Origin of the sequence: Paenibacillus sp. PastM-3 (assembly GCF_029893965.1) — a bacterium.
In the GTDB taxonomy this organism is placed as follows: Bacteria; Bacillota; Bacilli; order Paenibacillales; family Paenibacillaceae; genus Paenibacillus_AQ.
In genome coordinates this window covers 1-22,288 of sequence record NZ_JARXXP010000048.1, presented here as the reverse complement: position 1 = coordinate 22,288, position 22,288 = coordinate 1, and the positions used below count along the sequence as shown (strand labels likewise).

The following is a 22,288-nucleotide window of genomic DNA, read 5'->3' as shown; positions in this document are numbered from 1 at the left end:
TTGTTGTTTTGGCATTGTAGAGTTCCGCTCCTTAACTTGATAGGTTTATTCTACAAGCCCTTATTTTTTATGTCCAACTAAGTGTAGACGATCCAGCCTGCCATCGGCAGAATCAAAGGCACTTTTTCCCTTGATTTGCTCATTCCGCCCGTCAGCGGCGGAATCAGAGGCACCTTTGCCCTTTACTTCGCTCCTTCCACCCACCGTCCCCTCCCTTATCGCCTCCATTCCCGCCTGCGCCCACGCCGAAACCAAAAAAAGACTCCCGGGCATCCGGGAGTCAGCTCCAAATCCAATCTCTATCTCTATCTCTATCTCTATCTCTATCTCTATCCCTATCCCTATCCCTATCCCTATCCCTATCCCTATCCTATCCTTATCTTTATCCTTATCTTTATCCTTATCTCTATCTCTAACACTATCCCTACTTCTATCTCTTATCCCAAACCTCTAAGAGGTTGGCCCCATCTTGTGCAGAGCACCGCGTGCCGGGAGGCGCACACGGTGCGAAAACCGCACATTAGCCCCGCAGCTGCGACAGAATCGACGGATCCTTGATCTTCGTGTCTTCCGCCAGCAGCACTACCTTGGACAGAATCTCCGCGGTCCGCGGGTCCTCGTCCAGGAACGGCAGGAACAGCCGGCCGCGATGCTGGGAATGCACCGGAATAATATGCAGCGCGCCGCTAGCCTGCTTGTAGACCTGGCCGCTGCCCAGATGCACGGCATATTCGCCCAGCTTGCCGTCGATCCGCGCGTAGTTCCCGTCAAGACGCACATTGCCGATCTTCAGGAGGCGCAGCGACTCATTGACAATTACCCGGCGCATTTCTACTGTGGTCAGGCTGGCCTCCGGATCTACTCCGCCTACGTGGGCAACGCTGACCACCAGATCGACATCACGCATCACTTCGGAGAAGATCAGCGGCGGCACCTGATCCAGCGGAACATTCTTATACGTCTTGCGGTCGAAGAACTCCACGCTTTCCAGCGCCGGCGCTTCTGTATCCGCCGGTGAGAACCAGTCCGCCATCGCATATAGCCGTACGATCAGATTGGCTGCATAATAAACCTTCTGCAGCCCTTCCTCGTAGCTGACCGTCCACTGCCGCTCGCGGAGCAGCGCGACGGTCTTGCGCGGCTGTACCTGATGCCCGGCATAGCGCTGAGACACTGCCCTACTGGCCAGCTCATCCGCATTCGGCAGGTACAGCTCGCGGAATACCTGCTTGAACGGCTGTCTGATCTGCCGGTCGAAAAGGTCCCTTTGGTACGCGCTCCACTGCCCGCTGTTATAAAGGTCCAGCGGATGCGCAATGTACAACAGCTCCCCCTCTGCAGCAATCACCGCCTCCTCACCGGAAGGAGCGGCAAGCGTATCCGCATCCGGCTTGAAATAGCCGAGCGCCGTACCGCTGCGCAGAACCAGCGTCCGCAGCAGCGGCGCCAGCACCGGATTACGGCTGAGCGAGCGGATCTCCTGCAGCGTGAAGCTGCTGCCGGCTTCCATCGAACGCTCCAGCTCCACCCGGGCACGCCGGTACTGGCCGGTCAGCTCACTGCGCGTTTCCTTAAGCGCATCTACATACTCATGCTTCTTGAAGCGGGTTGGCACGGACTTCAGCTGCTTGCCTTTGCTGATGACTTCCAGCTCGCTTTGCCCCTGATCGTCGATGACCAGCCGGACGGAGGTATCCTCATCAAGCATATGCGGCTCGAAATAGGACCCCAGCTCGTCCAGCTTACGGGCTTCAACATCCCACATCAGCCGGGTGACATCGGCATATCCGGCTGTGCGGGCCAGATTGCCGAGGGCAATCCGGGCGGCCAGTCCTTCACTGGCCCGGCGCTGTGCACCGAAGGCTTTGCTCTCGGCGAGGAAGCGCTGAATCAGCTCATACCGTTCACGGACATCCTGCTCCCGGTCCTTACCGAGCGGAATCAGGCTGTAGCTAAGCAGGTGATCCTTGTTCCGCTTCTCGATAACCGAAGTCTTCATATCCGTAAGCTTCAGCCTGCCGAGCGCTGCATCGGCGAACAGCTGGGACCGGCGGTGGTTGGAGCCTGCCGAGATATATTTGGCGCAATCATAGAGCAGCGCAAAGCGCTTTTCCCCCAGTGTATTATAAGCCGACAGGAACCAGTTACCGTCAAAAGCCCCGTCATTGAAATCCTGCGGCGTTATAGGCGAGTAGTGGGCGACCACCGTTTCTTTCTCTGCCGAGAAGCTTTCATTGATATGGGCATGGAAGTACCAGGCGGCGCTGCGCAGTCCTTCCCAGCCGAGATGTTCAGCCACAAGCTCAAGCCACTGCGGGGCATACATCGCCGCTTCGAGCAGCCTTTTTTCCGAAATGCCGCTACCTGTCAGCATCTTGTCCAGCACAGCAGAATCTTCACCTTCACGAGGATGGCAATTTTTCAGCAAATGGCTGAAGGTTTCCTTCTTGGTGATACTCCGCCCGTAGCCGTATATATAACCGCGGACAAAGGTCTCCTTGTCGAGACCATCCAGAATCCGGATAAAATACTCCATGCCGCAGATGCGCTGCAGCCCCATTACGAGCGCAGTTACCTCTGTCGGCAGATCCCCGCGGGCCAGCTCAATTTCCATCAGTCGGTCAATCAGCCGGCTGCGGAGCGCAGTAATTTTGGCACTATCCTCGATCCAGGCCAGATGCCGGTGGGGAGACGTCAGGTTCTGCATATGCTGCAGATTACTCTGGCCGGTAAGCAGTTCCTTGAGGAGCTCGTTCTCGCCGATCCAATCCGCTTCAAAGGCCCGCAGATAATCATCAAGCGACAGCTTGCCGTTCCACCAGTTCTGCGCAGGCGGAGTCATCTTGTCAAAGGTATACAGGGTGCGGAACATTTCCTTAAAATCCTCCTGATCCGCCACCCTGCCTCTGATCATCAGCAGCCAAGGCTCAGCAAGCACATTCAGCATCGGGGCTTCGCTTGCCATTCTTTCCTCCGGCATCGCTGCCAGCAGCGCATTCAGCGCCCGGTTTACTATCCTGAAGCCCTCTTTCTTGGCACTGTCGGCATAAAAAGCGCGGATCAGCGTGTCCACATGCTGGCCGTACTTCAGCTGATCCAGCAGCCGGTCCACTTCACGGATGCGCTGCAGCGGATATACGGAGGCGGCAAATTCACCTCTCCAGCCTTCCAGCAGCTTATGCTTCCTTAACTCGTTGTAATCCATGTTGCTGCTATAAAAACCATGATAATCATTCAGCGTCTTATTCAGATCCTCGAGCTGCAGATAGAAGTGGAGCTCAAGCAGGCGTTCAGCATCCCAGTTCTGCCCCTGTAAATAAGCAGACCAGACCTCATGCAGCGGATACTGCTCCAGCTGAGACATGTCCTCCTCCTGCTCCCACAGGCTGTTCCATTTCAGCGGCTTCAGCACGGTTCCAAGCAGCAGGGTTTCTTTCCGGTCCGAATAATCCTCATGCTCATATTCCGTATCTCTATGCTCATGAATCAGCTGATCCAGCCCCTGCAGGAACCCTTTAATGTCATCCAGGCTGCTGTTAAACACCTCATCCCACGTAAAATCACCCGGCTGCGGCCCTTGAGTCAGCCATTCCTCCGTCCCGGCAGGGTCAAACAAGCCAAATCCGTTTGCTGCCGTATATTCATTCCGGCGCTCCAGCTTGGCCAGCAGCTCCCGTTCCTTGGCTGAGGGGCTGTCCATAGCCTCAATCAGCGGCTTCACCTGCCGTGCAAGGGCATTCCGCCCCTCATCCTCGAACAGCACGGTAGCCATCTCCAGCCCGGCCAGCCGCTGCAGGCTGTTCTTCTCCTGCAGCAGCCGGGTAACGGATTCCTGCAGGGAGGCATCCGGCTGGCTTAGCAGCAGCAGCGTTACGCTCTGGCGCAGCGAGCCGGTCTTCAGCTTCAGCAGCCCTTCTGCCTGCAGCAGCTCCTGCGGAGTGAGCGTTAATTCGCTGGCTTCGTTCAGCGCCAGCTCCCGGTTCTTCATGCTTTTATCCGACAGGCTGGCGAACAGGAACTCCCGCTGGACTTCACTTAACGGATGATCCATGAAGCAGGACAGCAGTTCGCCGCGCAGTTCGCTGCTTAACTGATCCTTCAGCTCAATCAGCCCGTCAATCCATTCCTTGTCCATATCATAGGCAATGAGATACAGCATCTTATAGACAGGCAGGTCAGAGGTGTAGTTCACCTGAACGAAATCCAGCACCTTGGACGGCCCCGCCATTTCGCGGCGGGACGGGCTCAGGAGCATCGCCTTAAGCAGGCCAAAATCCTTCCGGCGCTCCTCCTTGTCCTCCAGCTGCGGACTGCGGATCAGGCTGATTTTGGGCTCGTCCTTTTCCGGTCTCCACAGGCGGTTATAGCCGTAGCAGTAGTTCAGCAGAACCCAGTACTGCAGCTCGTTATCCTGCTCATGCAGATGTTCTCTCGCCAGCCTAAGCCGTAGCTCGGTCTCCTGGCTGTTCGCCAGCAGGTACTGGGCAATAATCTTCTGGTAGACCTGACCTGTGGCCATTAGTAATTTAATCTTTTCGTACAGCTCAGCTTCCTCATACACCGCCGTTGCCCACAGGCTGATATACACCCGGTTCGCGTTAGCATCTGTAAGCCACTGCTCCCGCAGCCGAGCGTCCTGCAGCGCCTGATAAGCATCTTCGATCAGCCCTTTGGCTACCCGCTGGTTCTGTGCTTCAAGCCCCATGCCCGTCCAGACGCCAAGCGCCCGTACAACAGAGCTGTAGCGGATAAAATCATTTTCAATAATGATCTGCAGCATGTACAGATTGTTCGCCAGCGTCCCCTCATCCATCCGTTCCACCAGGGATTGGCGCAGGCCTTCCTGCAGACGGGCGGCAATCAGCAGCTCACCCATCATGGCCACAGCCTCCTGCCGGTGGCTCATGAATACACCTTTTATAATCTCGTAACTCAGCAGAGCCCCCTGATTATCCCCGTAGACGATTGTCCGGATTCTCTCCAGCATATCGCCGTCCGGGCGGTCCAGCTCATAAGCGATGATGTCGCTGAGCACAAGGGAAATCCGGTGCCGCCGGCTGTAGTCCGCTCCCAGAACCTCAACATTCTGCAGGTATGAGCTGAGCGGCAGCCCTTCCCGGTCCATCAGAATCAGTGAGCCCATTTTACTGAGAACCGTGAATACATGCAGCTCGGGATTACCCGACCGGAATGGTCTGCGGGCATAACCTTTACTGTACGGATATTCCGTACAGTGTTCTGCAATATACTGCATAACCTCCGCCGTATACGGGCTGAATAATTGCCGGACCGTGGCAACCAACGGCTCGAATAAAGACTGCTGCGCTTTACCGGCAAGCTTTTTCAGCACATCTATACATTCCCGGCACTCTTCTTCTTCTCCGCCTATGTATTGTATTCTGCTTATACTGATAATGAGGGAAGCCAGCCCGGATACCCCGGCATCCAATTTCTGCGCCTTCGCCTCTTTCTCGGCATACCACTGCTTCTCCAGCTCTTCCGCACTTATCAATCCCATTCTTCCGCCTCCCTTTTTACCATAGACTTCCTGCCAGCATCGTGAACCGGATGAATACAAGCTCATCTCCTTCATTCAACACCAAAGACTCCTGCAGCCGTTCACAGGCTTCCTCTCGCAAAAACACCTTGTACAGCCCGTCCTCAAACGCCAGCAGCGCAGCCTCCACCGCTGCCCCGGGCTCAGGCGGATTGTCGTTATAGACCGTTCCGAAGCCGATTTTACCGCTGACCCGCTGATTGTTAATGGCATCCCCCGTCAAAAAAGGAATCAGCTCGCCGCGCCCCTGCTTATCCGTAAGCTCCTTCACCTGCAGAGCCACAACGGCTGTAATCAGCTCCTCCAGATTGCCCGGAGTCTCTTCAAGGACCAATTCACGGCGTCCAAGCACCGGCTTGCGTTTTCCTGCGCTTTTCACAGTGACATACAGCAGCACATGCTTCCCTCCCCTGTTCGTAAGTAAGCAGACGCTCCGCTAATCAATAAACAGAGCATCCTAATTCATTACCCAAATTTCACCAGCAGTACCCTGACCAGGGACTGTTCATGAACTGAAACAACGCTCTATTCGCTCAAAGTTTTCCTGCAAAGACGTACTTCCGTCCACCTCCATAAGAGGCAGCTTTAGCCGGAGCGCTTCCTGCTTCACTTTTTCCGCGAATAAAGCATCCCGCTTCATCCAATTGCAGAACGCATGTTCCGGTTCCTCCGTCCTTTGCAGGATACCCTGAATCCATGTCCGCTTGCTATAGTGCTCCAGTTGGAATTGTTCCGTCGGTATGACCCAAATGGCCCGGTCTGTGTGTCTCAGCAAAGGCGCAACCAGAGCAGGCAGCAGCTGATTCCCCTCAACTACAACGGCTTCTTCACCCATACAGGCCAGATCATCCAGTACAAAAGAGAAGTCCTCCTGAAAGCATTCAATATACGTATCCAGCTGCTCCTGTACCTCCCTCGTCAAAAAAACCTCATTCATCGTAAGACCGCTTATTCTGCTCAGCGCCGGCTGCCGCTCTGCCGTAATCCGCTGCAGATGCTGATCAAAATGCTCATCACAGGCATACAGCTGCAAGCCGTACTTTTCCGCATACATCCCCGCAAGCGTACTTTTGCCCGCACAAGCTGAGCCGCCGATCCAGTATATAGAGCTTGGAAGCACCTCTCTATCCCCTTTCCGTTCCATTCTTCTGTTCTACATTTTCTCTTATCCGGCTGCACAATCCTGCTGCACGGCGGGGTTTCACGCGGTTCTCCCTTTTATCTGCTTTTTTTGCTAAAATAGAAAGATCGGCGCATTCTTTTTCCTTACAAGCGCCAGTCAACGAAAACGGAGGCATCACCTGTGGATTATATTATTCTGGACATCGAATTCAACGGCCGCAAATTTGCCAGCGAGCATCCTATGGAGGTCATTGAGATTGGAGCCGTCCGGTTAGACGCTTCCCTTCAGTTTAAGGATGAGTTCACGGCTTTAATCAAACCTATATATTTCTCTACCCTCAATTCGTTCATTAAGAAAAAAACCGGCATCCCGCAGGAGGATATCGACGTTGCCGCACGGTTCCCCAAAGTCATCACCGCTTTCCGGAGCTGGCTTGATCAGAGCCCTGACGGTGTACTGCTGCTGACTTGGGGCGGCGAGGACATGAAGCGGATCATTCAGGACGTGCGCATGCACAAAATGGACGAGTCCTACTGGATGGAGGCCACTTATTTTGATCTGCTGAAAGGGCTGCTGCGCGCCCGCGGACTTACCAACGATATCAGCGTGGAAGGCGCGATGGCGCTGCTCGGCCTTGAGCCTTCCGGCTCTGCCCACCGGGCGCTTGACGATGCGCGGATGACGGCGGAGATTTTCCGTGCGGTATTTGAAGAGCTGGACTTCTCACGGTCCCAGCATTTTGTGGATACCTTCTCCAACGCCAGAGAACGCAAAACGGTCAAAATCGCCATCAAAGCGATGACCGCCCAAAAAATCGTTCCTACCTGGGAGCTGGTAGCCGAGCATTACTTCAAGAGCGAGGGCGCTTTGGCTGATCCGCGGAAGGTCGCGGAGCTGCAGGCGTATTTTACGGCCCAGCTCGGCAAAAAATAATAAGCTACTGCGGCTGCGGCAATTTTCCATAAGGGCTTCCTGTGGGAGATTGCCGCTTTTTGTATGACTGTTTTGCTCTCCGGTTACGCTAAAATTAGCGTTTGACATTGCCGTTACGTCAAGGTGTAGAGTTGTTTTTGTAAGCAGGAGCTTACAGACGTAAGGCACGATCATCCGGTGAATGAACCAAGGAGGTGGCGTACATGGAATATACCGTGCAGAAGCTGGGGGCGCTGGCGGGCATCAGTCCGCGGACATTGCGTTATTACGATGAGTTTGGTCTTCTCAAGCCGGCGAGAATCAATTCCTCGGGATACCGCATTTACGGCCAGGCGGAGGTCAATCTGCTGCAGCAGATTCTTTTTTACCGCGAGCTTGGCCTTACACTGGAGGCAATCCGGGACATCGTGACCTCCCCGTCCTTTGACGGCACCAGGGCACTGCGGGAACACCATGAGCAGCTGCTTCAGCGCCGAAAACAGCTGGATGAGCTGATCGCAAACGTCGAGCAAACACTGGCCCAGTCCGAAGGGAGAATAACCATGAGCAATGAAGAGAAATTCGCAGGCTTTAAGCAGAAGCTGATTGAGAATAACGAGCAGAAATACGGACAGGAGATCCGCGAGAAATACGGCGGGGAGGCTGTCGAGAAGTCAAACTCCAAGCTAAGAAATATGACAGAGGAGCAGTATGCCGAATGCCAGAAGCTGGAGGAGGACATATTCGCCGCACTCGAGCAGGCGATGGAGGAAGGCGATTCAGCAAGTGAGCTGGCGCAAAAGGCTGCCGGTCTGCACCGCCAGTGGCTCGGCTTCTCCTGGGATAGCTATACCAAGGAAGCCCACGCCGGATTAGCGCAAATGTATGTCGATGATGAGCGCTTCACCGCTTATTACGACAAGCGCCGTCCCGGTATGGCCGCCTTTCTGCGGGATGCCGTGCATGTCTATACGGGAGCGAAGCAGTAGGATTGCTGCAGAGCGGACGCAGTCAAGTTATATAAAGCATATGAAAAAGGCAGCCGGTTTCCGGCTGCCTCTCTTTCTGATTTTAATCATCATAACCATCGTTATCGTCATCATCGTCATCGGAATCTACATCCGTGTACAGTACCTTGCCTGTATAGGCATCAATGCCGACTTCCGTCGATGTCCGTCCGTTTCTGATTTCCACCTCATAGACAGCCGTTCCATCATCCCGGTCAAGGTCTACATCCGTTACCTTTCCCGCAACTTTGGCTGTTGCCGCCTCAGCTGCCTTGGCTGCAGTGATCAGCACTGCACCTGATGCCGTGGAATTGTAGTGGTCATCGTCGTCGTCATTGTCGGTTTCTTTTCGCACACTCAGAACTTTACCGCTATAAGCATCAACCCGGACATCGATCTCCTGGTTTTTCTGCTGAATATCGATGTCGTAATAAGTACCGCTTAGCTTCTTCTCCAGATCAATGCTCTCCACCTGACCCGGTGCCGCCTTCAGAGCAATCTCTTCCGCTTTGGCCACACCGATCAGCGTTTTGCTCTGAGTCTGCTGCACCGCTGATGCCGCTTCTGCTGTTCCGCTCCGGATTTCATTGATGCCGTATGCACCCCCGAGAATAATCGCCGCTGCTGCTACACTGCTGAGTAATTGTTTCTTCATCTTTTTCCGCCTCCTGGTTTTGATCTGGCCTGCTCATGTAATTAATATAAGGCTTCAACATGAGAGGACAGCGGCAGCAAGATTAGAAATGGATGAGAAAACACTTCATTTCATACTCATTCATGATCATCATCCGGCTCTTCCCAGGTAACAGAACGGATATTTCCCGATATCGCATCAACCTGTACTACCGCCTCACGGTCATCAGGCGTTTTAATCTCCACCAGGTAAAACGCCCCGGCTTCATTGATTCCGGTATCCACATCATCTGCCTCCCCCGGCACCTCCTGCAGGGCCAGCTTTACAGCCTCGGCTTCGGATACTACCCGCTGCGGGGGGGATGGTGAGAGCGCGGGAGGAGTTGCCGAAGCTGCTCCTGCGGGCGGTGTTGCTGAGACCACCGGAGCTGCTGAAGCATCGGGAGTTGGCTGGACTTCCGGTGTAGGTGTAGGCGCAAGTGTAGGAACCGCCTTAAGCTGCACTATGGAGATGATGTCTCCGGTAGCACCGTCCAGCTTAACCTCGTATAATCCCTGAGCAGTCTGCAGCTCAGCCATATAGTTACCGGACTGCTGGCTCAGGTACGCTATACTTCCAGGGTACTCCTGCAGCAATGCCTGCTCTGCCGCTTCCCTGCTGAGCAGCGGGCCTGTTTCTTTCCGGAAAAACCATAAGCAGGCTATAGCCAGCAGGAGGACGGCAGCGGCAAGCAGTATTGTTTTGTATTGAAGGTTCAGGTTTATTCGCGGTCTGCTCATGTTCTTCCCCTGCTCTCAGCGGCAATCCGGATGGTGACCGAGGTTCCCTGGCCGGGAGCACTGTCCATGGACAGCTCCGCACCGATTGCCCCGGCTATCTCGGCAGCAAGCGACAGGCCCAGGCCTGCCCCGCCGCCCTGACGGCTTCTTGCCGTATCCACCCGGTAAAAGCGGTCAAATATTTTGGGCAACTCTTCCGGAGAGATTCCGATCCCCCGGTCGGTAATGACGATAATGCTCTCCCGGCCGGCAGCCTCAAGACTAATGGTGATGGCCTCATCACTGTATTTACGGGCATTATCCAGAAAAATAAACAGCAGCTGCCGCAGCTTGGCTTCATCGGTGTATCCCTGGACTGTCCCCTGCGGACGGACAAGAACATCCCTTCCATACGCTTTGTAAAAAGCCTTGGCCGAAGCACGGGCCAGCTCCCCCAGATCCATAAGCTTCATGGAGAGTACCCACTGCTCCTGATGCTTCGCCAGCAGCAGCAGCTGCTCTGTCAGCTCCTTCATCCGGACTGCCTCGGAATGGATCGCCTCGACCGATTCATTGAACAGCTCCGGATGGTCGAGTCCTCTGCGCTTCAGCAGACTGGCATAGCTCTCAATGACTGTAAGCGGTGTGCGCAGCTCATGCGAGGCGTCGGACACAAATTTCTCCTGCTTGAGATGATTGCTCTCCAGGAGGGCAATCATCCCGTTGAAGGTATGTCCCATCTCCACCAGTTCATCCTTGGCATCATCCTGCAGCGTCAGCCGCCGGAATTTTCCGCTGTCCTTGATCTCCCGCATCGTGGCGGTCATCTGGACAATCGGCCGCATAATCAGCCCGGACAGCAGCCGGCTGGAGAGCAGCAGCGGAATCAGCGCAAAAGCTGTCGCTCCGGCAAGCACAATCCGCAGCACCCCAAGCGTATTCATCGTGCTCTCCAAACTTTTCGTCATCTGCACATTCATTACCGTTCCGTCATTCCAGATGACCGGAACGGATACAAAGGCATAGGAGCGCCCGCCCAAGCTGAGCATACGGGTCTGCCTCTCCTGATGGTACACCGGCTTCTGCCGGCTAAGCTCCTGTTCCGAGGCCGAGGTTACAGGAGCCGGTCCGCCCCCGCCCCCGGCCAGCAGCCGGAGCATTCCCTCAACCGGGACATAAGCGCGGAGAAGCTCGGCCGGAGGCACCTCCCCGGCGGCCCTGCGCATATCGGCGGCGATTTTGGCTGTCTCTGCTCCGGCCTGATCCAGCTCATTCTCGGTCAGCAGCCGGCTGAACACCGCATAGATAAACAGATTCATAATGATCAGAAGCACGGCGAACAGCACGCTGGAATAAAGGTAGATTTTGCTGCGCAGCTTCATGGATTATCCTTCAGCACATAGCCGATGCCCCGTACCGTATGGATAAGCTCACTCCCGTTATCCAGGGCAATCTTTTTACGGACATAGCGGATATAGACATCCACCACATTGGTGTCACCGTAATAATCATAGCCCCAGACGGCGGACATGATCTGCTCCCTGTTCAGGACCTGGCGCTTGTTCTTCAGCAGGTATACGAGCAGGTCGAACTCCCGTGGGGTCAGCTCAATGCTCCGGCCTGCGCGGATCACCTCACGGGTGGCCTCGTTCAGCTCCAGATCCTCTGCCCGCAGCCAGGAGTCCGGCTCCCTGTCTGTTTCCGCAGTCCTGCGGCTCGCCGCCAGTCGGAGTGCAGCCCGTACACGCGCCAGCACCTCCTCGATCTGGAAGGGCTTGGTTATATAATCGTTTGCGCCCAGGTCAAGCCCGGAGACCTTATCTTCAACCGAGCTTTTGGCGGTCAGCAGCAGAACAGGAGTGTGGGCATCAGTGGCCCGGATGCGCCGCAGCAGCTCAATTCCGCTGAAGCCGGGCAGCATCACATCCAGAAGCAAGAGCCCGGGCTGCTGCTCCTGGTACATTTCAAGCCCGCCGGGGCCGCTGCCGGCGATGGATACCTGATACCCCTCGCATTCCAGCTCAATCTGCAGCAGGCGGGCGATTTTCTCCTCATCCTCAACAACCAGAATGCATTCCGTCATGGGCATTTCTGCCTCCTTTTCCGGCGTAAGCCGATTCGATGTCTTCCTCCATCTCTTTGTAGTATTGAATTTTGCCGGCAATCTTCTCCAGATTCTCGCCGAGCTTACGCATCTGCTGCTCAACCCTGAGCTGGTGGGCTTCCAGCATAAGCCTGCGCTCATGCACAGTAGAAGGCCCTTGGCTGCGCAGACTGGAATAGCGCTTCATCTCGCGGATCGGAATATCCAGCTCCCGCAGGATCACCAGAAATTGTACCCATGACACATCTGCCTCTGAATATACACGGTATCCCTGTTCACTCCGCGCCACGCCCTCCAGCATTCCTTCTTTCTCGTAATAACGCAAAGTATGTGCGGATAGTCCCGTTAGGCGGGACATCTCCTGAATCGTAAGCAGCTTGTCCATGGATGCATTTTACCACAACAAATAAACAGTTGCATTAGAGCGCGCTCTAAACTGTACGCTTGGATCAGGAACAATAATTCACTCAAATGGAGGGTTAACTTATGACTGCAGAACGTTACGAACGCGGATGGGAGAAGCTGATGGAGGTGGATGGCACCGGGGGAGCCAAAGTCATTGAATCGCTGAAAGACATCTCTCCCGATCTGGGGCAATTGGTTATCGAGTTTGCTTTCGGCGATATTTACACCCGCGAAGGGCTGGATTTGCAGCAGCGCCAGCTTATCACGATCTCCTCGCTCACCGCTCTGGGCGGCTGCGAGCCACAGCTTAACGTTCACATCAATGCCGCGCTTAATGTAGGACTCACTCCCGAGCAAATCGTGGAAGCCATCCTGCACTGCGCGCCTTATACCGGATTTCCGCGTGTGCTGAATGCAACCTTTGTGGCTAAAGACGTCTTTCATTCACGGGGAATTACGGTGCAGGATCAGCAAACAGACAGCTCCGACTGACGGAGCTGTCTGTACTCAACTGATCTCTTTAATGCCAGCGGATCATAGACTGCGGTGCAGCAGCTCCAGCACGCTGCGCAGCTCGGTTACCGCCACCTGGCCCGGAGCGGAGGGCTTGTGCGCTGCACCAAAGGTCAGCGCCGAGCCGAAGATTTCTCCGGCCAGGCGGCTTATTACCCCTTCCCCGGCCATGGACATTGTAATAATCGGACGGTCCGCATATTGCTCCTGCATCCTATTGGTTGCTGCCAGCAGCGTCAGCACATCCCCCGGGCTGCCCGGCATAACAGCAATCTTCGGCAGATCGCCGCCCAGCTCCTGTGCCCTGCACAGCCGGGATACAATCTCCTCTTCGGACGGCGTTGCCTGAAAATCATGATTGGACAGGATTACGAATACTCCGTTAGCGTGCGCAGCCGCAATCAAATCACGAACGATATTCTCCTCGTTAAACAGCTCCACATCAATAATATCGACCAGGCCGCTCTCTGCGGCAGCCTTATTGAGCTGAATATAATAGTCCGTGGAAATCTCCTTCTCCCCGCCCTCTCTGGCGCTGCGGAAGGTGAAGATCAGCGGGAGGTCCGGCAGAATGGCCTGAATCCGCTCCAGTGCTGCTATGACTGCCGCGATATTTTCCACTTCAGCAAAAAAATCGCTCCGCCACTCCACTACATCCGGTGCGAGAGCCTTCAGCTCCCCGGCCTCTTTTTCCAGCTCAGCCAGGGTCCCGCTAACCAGCGGTACACAGATTTTAGGCATTCCCTCGCCTAGCGTTACCTCTTTAACCGTTACAGTGCCGCTCACCAAGCTCAGCTCCTTATGTATCCGAATATGTTTATTGTTAACCTTAAGGTCTAGACGACTCCTTGAGGAACTGTTCGACCTCCACCAGCTGCGGCAGGGATGGAATTGCCCCCTGCTTGCCTACCGCCAGAGCCCCGACCGCATTGGCGAAACGGACGGCCTCGGTAAGGGTCTTTCCGGAGGTCAGCTGATAGGCCAGCGCTCCGTTAAAAGAATCCCCCGCAGCTACCGTGTCGACAGCTTGCACAGGAAACCCCGGAATGTGCTGGCTTCCGGCATGATTCACAATTAGTGCCCCTTTGGAGCCGAGCGTGACGATAATATTCTCTACTCCTTTTTGCAGCAGAAGCTGTGCGGCCTGCTCGGCATCCGCGATGCTGTTCACGGCCATTCCCGCCAGGATGCCCGCCTCCGTTTCATTGGGGGTCAGATAAGCAACATGCTGCAGCAATTCATCAGTAAGCACGCGGGCCGGAGCCGGGTTCAGAATCACCGGAATGCCATGGCTATGAGCCATAGACGCTGCCTCTTCACACATGGAGAGGTCTGTTTCCAGCTGCATCACCACCATTTCCGCCTGGCGGATAACCGGTTCCAGCGCTGCGATATCCTCCCGTCCCATTTCGAGATTCGCCCCGGGCACCACGATAATCCGGTTCTCTCCTTCTCCGTCCACCACGATAGAAGCCACACCTGTAGCCTGTGTCTCACTCTGTCCGATATACTCGGTATGGACCCCCTCCTTCCGCATCACCTCAAGCATCTCACGGCCGAATCCATCCTTGCCCACTCTGCCGATCATCGTCACTTCTGCGCCCAGACGGGCTGCGGCTGCCGCCTGATTCGCCCCTTTTCCCCCGGGAGACAAGGCAAAGGCCTGTCCAAACAAGGTCTCTCCGGCCTCAGGAGCCCGGCTTGTGCGCACCACCATATCCATATTCAGGCTGCCGATTATTACGATTCCCAATTTTTTCACCATCCTTAATAGTTACTTTCTATCTTACTCGGATTTCCCCGGTTTAATCAAACCAAGACTTGCTCTATTTACTCCTTATACATCAAAAGACACGACAGCAGTTTGAAGATTTGGGAAGTTCTGCTCAGTCCCGAAACCGCCATACTCCCCTGGCACTAGCCAAGGATACCTACTCCGTGCAGTTTTTCAGCTTGCTTCATTTGTGTACTTTTCCAGGCAAAATTGTTTTTCAAACTTCGCTATGCTTTTTTTCGGTAAATGTGCTAGAATAAGTGTGCAATCGCTTCCAAGGAAATATTTGCCGTTTTGAGCAAACGTTTGCACCTTAGATGTAGCCTGCAGCAGCACCTGATTTTAATCCAATTCGTATTTAGGAGGCTTATCAAGTGAACCAGAACAAATTACCGTCTGTCGCTTATTTCAGCATGGAGTATGGCCTGCATTCCGACTTCAAAATGTACGCCGGCGGCCTGGGCATTCTTGCTGGAGATTACATCAAAGGTGCAAAGGACATCGGTGCCCCCATCATCCCGATCGGGCTGAAATGGAAGCAGGGCTATACCGACCAGAAAATTGATGCGAACGGCAATCCCTATGACTCCTACCACAACTATGTTTATGATTTTCTTGAAGATACAGGCGTTAAGGTCACCGTAAAAGTCAGAAAAGTGGATGTAGTCTGCAAAGTCTGGAAAACAGACAAGTTCGGCAATAACCCCCTCTACCTGCTCGATACGGACATTCCGGAGAACGGTGACGCCTGGATTACCGGCCAGCTGTACGGCTGGTTCGGCGAAGAACGGATTGCTCAAGAGATTGTGCTCGGGATTGGCGGGGTAAAAGCGATGCGTGCGCTGGAAATTCCAATCGACGTCTATCATTTTAATGAAGGCCACGCGGCCCTGGCTGCCATCGAGCTGATCCGCGAGAAGATGTCCGGAGGCAGTACCTTTGAGGAAGCCTGGAAGGCTACGCGCGAAGAAGTGGTATTCACCACCCATACTCCGATAAAAGAGGGCAACGAAACGCATCCGCTGGACCGTCTGGAGTATATGGGCGCTTTTAACGGTCTGACCCGTGCGCAAATGGAACGGATCGGCGGCGAGCCGTTTAACATGACGGTGGCCGGCCTGCGCCTGTCCCGGATTTCGAACGGTGTGGCCCAGCTGCATGCGGATACAGCGGGCAAAATGTGGAAAGAAGTGGCCGGCAGATCGGAGATCATCGGCATTACTAATGCCATTCATACTCCTACCTGGGTGGACGAACGGATTACACGCACCTTCGAGGAAGGCGGCGACCTCTGGGCTGCGCACAAGGAGATCAAGAACGAGCTGATCGGCTTCATTGAAGAACGTTCCGGTATCGCCCTGAATCCTGAGAACCTGCTGATCGGCTTCTCCCGCCGGGCTGCCCCATACAAGCGCAGTGACCTGATCTTTTCCCAGCCCGATATCATTGAGCCTTACCTGAAGGACGGCAAAATCCAGATCGTCTTCTCCGGCAAAGCCCATCCGCTGGATGACAACGGCAAAAAAATCGTCAGCAACCTCGTTGCCATGATGAAAAAATATCCGAAGAGCGTCGTTTTCCTGGAAAACTACGATATGACCATCGGCGCACAGCTGACCCGCGGCTCCGACATCTGGCTCAACAATCCGCGCCGGCCGCTGGAGGCCAGCGGCACCTCCGGCATGAAGGCTGCGATGAACGGCGTGCTGAACTGCTCCATTCTCGACGGCTGGTGGCCGGAAGCCTGCATCGACGGTGAGAACGGCTGGCAGATCGGTGAAGGCTTCGAGACAACGGACTTTACCGTGCTCGACAAGCATGACAGCGACGCGCTGTATGATACCCTGCTGAACCGGGTACTGCCAACCTTCTACGAAAACCGTGAGAAATGGGTGGAAATGATGCGCAAGAGTATCGAAACCACCCGCACCGAGTTCGCAACCAAACGGATGCTGGATGAGTATTACAGCAGAATGTACATCAAGGAGTAGCCTGTCCGGCTTCTCCGAGCTCCACTATACCGCGTAACAGCATCAAGCTCCTGTCTGCTTCTTCCGGACGGGGCCTTTTTTTGAGGATTAGACTAGGAAAATAAGTTTTTATACATCCGTTTGCAGGCCCATAAATGGCCAGACTTAACTTAACTGCGAACCGCTAGCCTGTAGGATTTGTGTTTCCCTCCAGAGAGCATTCCATCTTTCCGCAATACTAAAAACGTTCTCCCCTTTTGGAGAATGTCCCCTCAATATATAGAAATATTTAATATAGTTCTCAAAATATTTGAGTTTTACAACCATATTCTTCATGTTTAAAATTATCATTAACAAAGACGAGGGGTCTATTGAAAACCTGAAGAAGGTCAAACAGCAATGAAAGGAGTTTAACAATGAAGATTCTCATCGTTGGCTATTTTAACGAGACCTCAAAATCAAATATAGCAAGGTATTTTCCGCAAGACTGGAACGTTGTAATTGTCCCGCCCGGAGAAGAAATGCTGCATCATATTAAAGATTGTCAGGTTATCATTCCCGAGCATATTAAAGTGGATCACAGCCTGCTTTCTAGCGCAAAAAATTTAAAATTGGTACAGACGGGTGCAGGCTTTGATAACGTAGATGTCCCTGCCTGCACTCAGCTCGGCATTTGGGTAGCCAATGCTGCTGGAGTGAATGCACAGGCAGTGGCTGAGCACGTCATGGCACTGATATTGTCTTATTATAAAAACATACCGTTTCTTGATACCTTCATGAAAAACAGGATGGATGAAAATCAACTGTACTATACAGGGAGTGAATTAGAGGGCAAAACGGTTGGGATTATCGGTTTGGGTGCTATCGGAAAAAAAGTAGCGGCATTTTGCAGTGTTTTTGATATGAATGTGCTGGCTTATGCGAGAAATCCCGCTGTACAATCTGACGGTTTTGTGAAAATGAGTGATTTCGATACGCTTGTAAGCACATCGGATATAGTCAGTGTACACTTACCCTTGAATCAGCAAACTAAGCAGCTGATCAACAAAACGACATTCAAGAAAATGAAGAACTCCGCTCTCTTTATCAATACAGCCCGCGGCGGGATAGTCAACGAAAGAGACTTGATTGATGCATTAAAAAACGGGGATATTTCAGGCGCATGCCTGGATGTCTTTGAATCTGAACCGCTTCCTATCGACAGTGAGCTACGCAAACTGGGTAATGTGATACTCACTCCCCATACAGCAGGAATGCCCGATGGTCGAAAATTTCATAAAAAACGGTATGACTTCTTTGTAAGTAATATAAAACGTGTAGAAAATGGTGAAGAGCCTGAAAGCAAGCTCAATCAGTTGTTATAATGGCGAGGAGAGCACGGAAGCGCTGCAGACGGGCCAGCAGTTGCAGCGCGGCACTCTCTTGATGCCTCAGTCTTATACATATTTTTTATTACCTGACCGATTTTCGTTACCAAAAACCGCGTAAGGCAACCTCCCTTTCTCATCTCCACTTTTTCCTCCGGTACCTTAACTAATCTCATCCAATACCTTAACTATCAGATCGTAACAGCTTATAACCGTTCTATTTCCCACAAATTATAAATTATAATAATTATAAAAAAAGATTGATTTCTCTAAAATTTTTGTTAATATAGAACTTATACTAATTCTAAATTTAAATCCTATACCGAGGTGATTGTATCCATGAGTCAAAGCAACAACAAACTAACCACAAGCTGGGGCGCCCCTGTCGGAGACAACCAGAATTCCATGACAGCAGGCTCACGAGGACCTACTTTGCTGCAGGACGTTCATCTGCTGGAGAAGCTGGCCCATTTTAACAGAGAGCGTGTTCCTGAACGGGTCGTTCATGCCAAGGGAGCTGGTGCTCATGGATATTTTGAGGTTACACAGGATTTGTCCCAATATACCAAGGCTGCCTTTTTGTCTGAAGTAGGCAAGCGTACGCCTATGTTCATCCGCTTCTCGACTGTAGCCGGTGAGCTCGGTTCTGCTGATACGGTCCGTGACCCGCGCGGTTTTGCCGTTAAATTTTATACAGAGGAAGGCAATTATGATCTTGTCGGCAACAATACGCCGGTCTTCTTCATCCGTGATGCTATTAAGTTCCCGGACTTCATTCATACGCAAAAGCGCCATCCGCAGACTCACCTGAAAAATCCGAATGCGGTGTGGGATTTCTGGTCTCTATCGCCTGAATCACTGCACCAGGTTACTATCCTGATGTCCGACCGCGGCATTCCCGCAACGCTCCGTCACATGCACGGGTTCGGAAGCCATACGTTTAAGTGGGTTAATGCTGAGGGTAAGGCTGTGTGGGTGAAATATCATTTTAAAACAGAGCAGGGCGTCAAAAATCTGGATGTCCAACTGGCGGCACAGCTCGCGGGTGAGAATCCGGATTACCATACAGAGGACCTGTTCAATGCGATTGACAAAGGGGATTTCCCGGCATGGAGATTGTGTGTGCAGATTATGCCGGAGGAGGATGCGGATACGTACCGGTTCGATCCGTTTGACGTAACCAAGGTCTGGTCACAGAAGGATTACCCGCTGATCGAGGTTGGCCGGATGGTGCTGGACCGTAACCCGGAGAACTATTTTGCGGAAGTTGAGCAGGCTACCTTCTCCCCGGGTTCGTTCGTGCCCGGTATTGAAGCCTCCCCTGACAAAATGCTGCAGGGCCGCCTGTTCGCTTACGCCGATGCCCACCGCTACCGGGTAGGGGCCAATCACAATCAGCTGCCGATTAACCGTCCTGTAGCCGAGGTGAACAACAACCAGCGCGACGGTGCGATGAACTCGACCCGTAACGGCGGCGGTTCCGTCTACTATGAGCCTAACAGCTTTGGCGGAGCCAAGGAATCCCCGCAGGATAAGCCGGCCCCGTTCCAGGTTTCCGGCCAGGCCGACAGTGTCGCTTACGATCATAATGATCACTACACCCAAGCCGGTGATCTCTACCGTCTGCTGAGTGAGGAGGAGCGTGCCCGCCTTGTGGAGAACATTGTTGGCGCGATGACACCGGTAGAATACGACGAGATCAAAATCCGCCAGATCGGACACTTCTACAAGGCAGATCCTGAATTCGGACAGCGTGTTGCTGCCGGACTTGGATTGCCTGCTCCAACGAATGCCGCCCAGGCTGAGTAATTTTTTTCTTCCACAAAAGCCCAACTCCCGATTCCAGCTGATTCGGGAGTTGGGCTTTTTTCTACTGATACATCTTGATCCATCGCTCCAGCTTCAGCTTCATTTCCAGTCTGGCCGACGCCGGCTCCAGAATCTCCGCCTCCGGACCATACTGCAGAATCCATTTCATGAATTCCTTGGCGTTATTGACGGTCACCTCAAACAGCAGGCTGCCGTCCTTCTGATCGCTCATCCGCGGATGCACGAACAGTTCCTCCTCTCTGATATAACGTGCCACATCAGGGGAGAAGCGTACCTTAAACCTGATATTTTTGCTGCCTCGGTCGATGGACCATGTATTTTTGAGATAGAGCTTAATATTGAACTCGCTTTTGTCAAAGGTGGAACCCGTAGCCTCAACCTGCTGAAACCGGCTTATACGGAAGGTGCGGATGTCCTGCTTGAGATGACAGTACCCGATCAGATAAAAGCGCTGATCCCGCGGAATCAGATAATAAGGATCGATTTCACGTTCAGTTGTGGTATTACGCGCCTGTGAATGATAGACCGTCCGGATGCTCTGCTGCTCCAGGATAGCCCCAATGATCGGCTGGAGAAAATTACGGCTTTCTTTACGGTACGCGGGCGTCCCCATCTGGATGATATCCGCAATATTTTCCAGCACTCCGTTTAGTTTGGATTTCTCCTTGAGATGTGTTCCCATAACCTTGTCATAGGCAGTGTGAAAGCCCGGGGGGATTTTGTCTTCATGCAGCACCGAAGGCAGGAGTGAAAAAGCCAAGGCTTCCTGTTCGGAGAAATCAAGCGGATATTGAAAAAACGTCCCCAGGAACCTGTACCCTGTGCCCCTGCCTTCATTCGCAACCGGTGCAAAATGGCTGATGACATCCAGATCCCTGTAGATTGTCCTGATGTTCACATCACATCGGAACGCTAAATCTGCTGCTGTAATGCCTGGGTTAGATTGAATGGCGTTGATGATTTTAAAAATCCTTATTACTTTGTCTGTCATTGCTGTGCTCCTTGATTCCTGTAATAGTGAGGATAATTCTGTAAGTATACCATAACAGGCTTAAGCTCCTGTCAGCTGTCATTTAACACACTTCTGGTCGGTAAAAAAACACACCTGCAGATTACAGGCGTGTTGTTGATGAGCAATAAAAAAAAGCAAGAGCTGCGGATAATCCACAGCTCTTGCTCTGTTTGGTAAGCGGGTGATGGGAATCGAACCCACGCTATTAGCTTGGAAGGCTAAAGTTCTACCATTGAACTACACCCGCAAATATAAAATCGGGATGACACGATTTGAACATGCGACCCCCTGGTCCCAAACCAGGTGCTCTACCAAGCTGAGCTACATCCCGTAATAAAGTGGTCTGTCTTACTTTCAAAAAATAAATGGCGCGCCCTAAGAGATTCGAACTCCTGACCTTTTGATTCGTAGTCAAACGCTCTATCCAGCTGAGCTAAGGGCGCACAATCTATATGGAGCGGACGACGGGAATCGAACCCGCGACCCTCGCCTTGGCAAGGCGATGCTCTACCGCTGAGCCACGTCCGCATAAACATGGTGCGCGTGAAGGGACTTGAACCCCCACGTCGTGAAACGCCAGATCCTAAGTCTGGTGCGTCTGCCATTCCGCCACACGCGCACGCTTTGTAAGGAATGGTGAGCCATGAAGGACTCGAACCTTCGACACCCTGATTAAAAGTCAGGTGCTCTACCAACTGAGCTAATGGCTCTCGAACATTAAAGTTAAATGGCTGGGGATATAGGATTTGAACCTATGCATGACGGAGTCAAAGTCCGTTGCCTTACCGCTTGGCTAATCCCCAATAATAATAATTAGCAAATGCTACGGAATCGGATGGGTACTCTATACTTCGAGATATAGGATGCTCAATTCCTATTACCTTGATACCAATTAAATCAATGGCGGAACCGACGGGATTCGAACCCGCGATCTCCTGCGTGACAGGCAGGCATGTTAGGCCAACTACACCACGGTTCCAAGATAAATTGCGGGGGCAGGATTTGAACCTGCGGCCTTCGGGTTATGAGCCCGACGAGCTACCGGGCTGCTCCACCCCGCGTCAGTAAAAATATTGTCCCTTGGGGTCCCCGGAAAGTACCCGGAATCCACAGCGAAGCATTAGCTTCACTTTTTGGGGAAAGTTATGGTGGAGGCTGAGGGGATCGAACCCCCGACCCTCTGCTTGTAAGGCAGATGCTCTCCCAGCTGAGCTAAGCCTCCATATATGACCCGTAGGGGATTCGAACCCCTGTTACCTCCGTGAAAGGGAGGTGTCTTAACCCCTTGACCAACGGGCCATGCTGTAAATCTTACTCCCTTT

17 protein-coding genes and 11 tRNA genes are annotated in these 22,288 nt (G+C 53.1%); 6 read left to right on the top strand and 22 right to left on the bottom strand.

The features are described from left to right. Window positions 1-520 precede the first annotated feature (520 nt). From M2108_RS30290 to M2108_RS30280, 3 genes are all read right to left on the bottom strand, one after another. A complete protein-coding gene (locus tag M2108_RS30290) occupies window positions 521-5,509 on the bottom strand; it encodes a DUF5724 domain-containing protein (RefSeq protein WP_481856968.1) in 4,989 nt (1,662 codons plus the stop codon). Window positions 5,510-5,534: 25 nt separating this feature from the next. After that, window positions 5,535-5,954, bottom strand: a complete 420-nt coding sequence (locus tag M2108_RS30285; RefSeq protein ID WP_277473173.1) for a hypothetical protein — start codon at window positions 5,952-5,954, stop codon at window positions 5,535-5,537. Between the two features lie 108 nt (window positions 5,955-6,062). Then, entirely contained in the window at window positions 6,063-6,677 is a 615-nt protein-coding gene (locus M2108_RS30280) for a hypothetical protein (RefSeq protein ID WP_280777320.1), read from the bottom strand. 183 nt (window positions 6,678-6,860) lie between these two features. Between M2108_RS30280 and M2108_RS30275 the strand changes: the two genes are divergently transcribed. Then, window positions 6,861-7,613, top strand: coding sequence for a 3'-5' exonuclease (locus tag M2108_RS30275; RefSeq protein ID WP_277473171.1), 753 nt, complete (start codon window positions 6,861-6,863; stop codon window positions 7,611-7,613). Between the two features lie 203 nt (window positions 7,614-7,816). Further along, window positions 7,817-8,581 (top strand): MerR family transcriptional regulator, encoded by a 765-nt coding sequence (locus M2108_RS30270; protein WP_277473170.1) that lies wholly within the window; start codon window positions 7,817-7,819, stop codon window positions 8,579-8,581. A gap of 82 nt (window positions 8,582-8,663) precedes the next feature. Here M2108_RS30270 and M2108_RS30265 read toward each other — a convergent pair whose 3' ends face one another. From M2108_RS30265 to M2108_RS30245, 5 genes are all read right to left on the bottom strand, one after another. Then, window positions 8,664-9,254, bottom strand: a complete 591-nt coding sequence (locus M2108_RS30265) for a PepSY domain-containing protein (protein WP_277473169.1) — start codon at window positions 9,252-9,254, stop codon at window positions 8,664-8,666. A gap of 116 nt (window positions 9,255-9,370) precedes the next feature. Continuing rightward, entirely contained in the window at window positions 9,371-10,012 is a 642-nt protein-coding gene (locus M2108_RS30260; RefSeq protein ID WP_277473168.1) for a PepSY domain-containing protein, read from the bottom strand. Then, the gene (locus tag M2108_RS30255) at window positions 10,009-11,373 is read right to left on the bottom strand and encodes a sensor histidine kinase (protein ID WP_277473167.1); all 1,365 of its coding nucleotides are present in this window, start codon (window positions 11,371-11,373) and stop codon (window positions 10,009-10,011) included. The genes M2108_RS30260 and M2108_RS30255 overlap by 4 nt, the downstream gene beginning before the upstream one ends. Next, the gene (locus tag M2108_RS30250; protein WP_277473166.1) at window positions 11,370-12,074 is read right to left on the bottom strand and encodes a response regulator transcription factor; all 705 of its coding nucleotides are present in this window, start codon (window positions 12,072-12,074) and stop codon (window positions 11,370-11,372) included. The genes M2108_RS30255 and M2108_RS30250 overlap by 4 nt, the downstream gene beginning before the upstream one ends. Next, the gene (locus M2108_RS30245) at window positions 12,049-12,480 is read right to left on the bottom strand and encodes a MerR family transcriptional regulator (protein ID WP_277473165.1); all 432 of its coding nucleotides are present in this window, start codon (window positions 12,478-12,480) and stop codon (window positions 12,049-12,051) included. The genes M2108_RS30250 and M2108_RS30245 overlap by 26 nt, the downstream gene beginning before the upstream one ends. A gap of 101 nt (window positions 12,481-12,581) precedes the next feature. Between M2108_RS30245 and M2108_RS30240 the strand changes: the two genes are divergently transcribed. Then, complete coding sequence (locus tag M2108_RS30240) at window positions 12,582-12,992, top strand: carboxymuconolactone decarboxylase family protein (RefSeq protein ID WP_277473163.1); 411 nt, start codon at window positions 12,582-12,584, stop codon at window positions 12,990-12,992. Between the two features lie 42 nt (window positions 12,993-13,034). On the opposite strand, the gene aroD is transcribed toward M2108_RS30240, so the two are convergent. Further along, complete coding sequence (gene aroD / locus M2108_RS30235) at window positions 13,035-13,799, bottom strand: type I 3-dehydroquinate dehydratase (RefSeq protein ID WP_277473162.1); 765 nt, start codon at window positions 13,797-13,799, stop codon at window positions 13,035-13,037. A 43-nt stretch (window positions 13,800-13,842) separates the two neighbouring features. Continuing rightward, window positions 13,843-14,775, bottom strand: a complete 933-nt coding sequence (gene rbsK / locus M2108_RS30230) for a ribokinase (RefSeq protein WP_277473175.1) — start codon at window positions 14,773-14,775, stop codon at window positions 13,843-13,845. A 386-nt stretch (window positions 14,776-15,161) separates the two neighbouring features. Here rbsK and glgP point away from each other — a divergent pair, with 386 nt between their 5' ends. The 3 genes from glgP (at window position 15,162) to katA (ending at window position 19,933) form a co-directional block, all read left to right on the top strand. Further along, on the top strand, window positions 15,162-16,778 hold the full coding sequence (gene glgP, locus M2108_RS30225; protein WP_277473161.1) for an alpha-glucan family phosphorylase: 1,617 nt from the start codon (window positions 15,162-15,164) through the stop codon (window positions 16,776-16,778). Between the two features lie 395 nt (window positions 16,779-17,173). Next, a complete protein-coding gene (locus M2108_RS30220) occupies window positions 17,174-18,121 on the top strand; it encodes an NAD(P)-dependent oxidoreductase (RefSeq protein WP_277473160.1) in 948 nt (315 codons plus the stop codon). A gap of 342 nt (window positions 18,122-18,463) precedes the next feature. Beyond that, the gene (gene katA / locus M2108_RS30215; protein WP_277473159.1) at window positions 18,464-19,933 is read left to right on the top strand and encodes a catalase KatA; all 1,470 of its coding nucleotides are present in this window, start codon (window positions 18,464-18,466) and stop codon (window positions 19,931-19,933) included. Between the two features lie 61 nt (window positions 19,934-19,994). On the opposite strand, the gene M2108_RS30210 is transcribed toward katA, so the two are convergent. The 12 genes from M2108_RS30210 to M2108_RS30155 form a co-directional block, all read right to left on the bottom strand. Next, complete coding sequence (locus M2108_RS30210) at window positions 19,995-20,945, bottom strand: helix-turn-helix transcriptional regulator (protein WP_277473158.1); 951 nt, start codon at window positions 20,943-20,945, stop codon at window positions 19,995-19,997. Window positions 20,946-21,142: 197 nt separating this feature from the next. Beyond that, window positions 21,143-21,213, bottom strand: a tRNA-Gly gene (locus M2108_RS30205). A 10-nt stretch (window positions 21,214-21,223) separates the two neighbouring features. Further along, a tRNA-Pro gene (locus tag M2108_RS30200) sits at window positions 21,224-21,297 on the bottom strand. Window positions 21,298-21,332: 35 nt separating this feature from the next. Continuing rightward, window positions 21,333-21,409 (bottom strand) — tRNA-Arg (locus M2108_RS30195). Window positions 21,410-21,419: 10 nt separating this feature from the next. Continuing rightward, window positions 21,420-21,494: transfer RNA gene (locus M2108_RS30190), tRNA-Gly, on the bottom strand. A 7-nt stretch (window positions 21,495-21,501) separates the two neighbouring features. Further along, a tRNA-Leu gene (locus tag M2108_RS30185) sits at window positions 21,502-21,585 on the bottom strand. Between the two features lie 15 nt (window positions 21,586-21,600). Next, window positions 21,601-21,676, bottom strand: a tRNA-Lys gene (locus M2108_RS30180). 18 nt (window positions 21,677-21,694) lie between these two features. Beyond that, window positions 21,695-21,769: transfer RNA gene (locus M2108_RS30175), tRNA-Gln, on the bottom strand. A gap of 98 nt (window positions 21,770-21,867) precedes the next feature. Continuing rightward, window positions 21,868-21,945: transfer RNA gene (locus M2108_RS30170), tRNA-Asp, on the bottom strand. A gap of 8 nt (window positions 21,946-21,953) precedes the next feature. Next, window positions 21,954-22,027, bottom strand: a tRNA-Met gene (locus M2108_RS30165). Between the two features lie 85 nt (window positions 22,028-22,112). Next, a tRNA-Val gene (locus M2108_RS30160) sits at window positions 22,113-22,188 on the bottom strand. A gap of 5 nt (window positions 22,189-22,193) precedes the next feature. Then, a tRNA-Glu gene (locus tag M2108_RS30155) sits at window positions 22,194-22,265 on the bottom strand. Window positions 22,266-22,288 lie beyond the last annotated feature (23 nt).

Bases quoted from the DNA above. Each gene is read 5' to 3' on its own strand.
- M2108_RS30270 (WP_277473170.1), top strand. From the start codon at position 7,817: ATGGAATATACCGTGCAGAAGCTGGGGGCGCTGGCGGGCATCAGTCCG.
- M2108_RS30265 (WP_277473169.1), bottom strand. From the start codon at position 9,254: ATGAAGAAACAATTACTCAGCAGTGTAGCAGCAGCGGCGATTATTCTC.
- M2108_RS30260 (WP_277473168.1), bottom strand. From the start codon at position 10,012: ATGAGCAGACCGCGAATAAACCTGAACCTTCAATACAAAACAATACTG.
- M2108_RS30255 (WP_277473167.1), bottom strand. From the start codon at position 11,373: ATGAAGCTGCGCAGCAAAATCTACCTTTATTCCAGCGTGCTGTTCGCC.
- M2108_RS30250 (WP_277473166.1), bottom strand. From the start codon at position 12,074: ATGACGGAATGCATTCTGGTTGTTGAGGATGAGGAGAAAATCGCCCGC.
- M2108_RS30245 (WP_277473165.1), bottom strand. From the start codon at position 12,480: ATGGACAAGCTGCTTACGATTCAGGAGATGTCCCGCCTAACGGGACTA.
- M2108_RS30240 (WP_277473163.1), top strand. From the start codon at position 12,582: ATGACTGCAGAACGTTACGAACGCGGATGGGAGAAGCTGATGGAGGTG.
- M2108_RS30220 (WP_277473160.1), top strand. From the start codon at position 17,174: ATGAAGATTCTCATCGTTGGCTATTTTAACGAGACCTCAAAATCAAAT.
- katA (WP_277473159.1), top strand. From the start codon at position 18,464: ATGAGTCAAAGCAACAACAAACTAACCACAAGCTGGGGCGCCCCTGTC.
- M2108_RS30210 (WP_277473158.1), bottom strand. From the start codon at position 20,945: ATGACAGACAAAGTAATAAGGATTTTTAAAATCATCAACGCCATTCAA.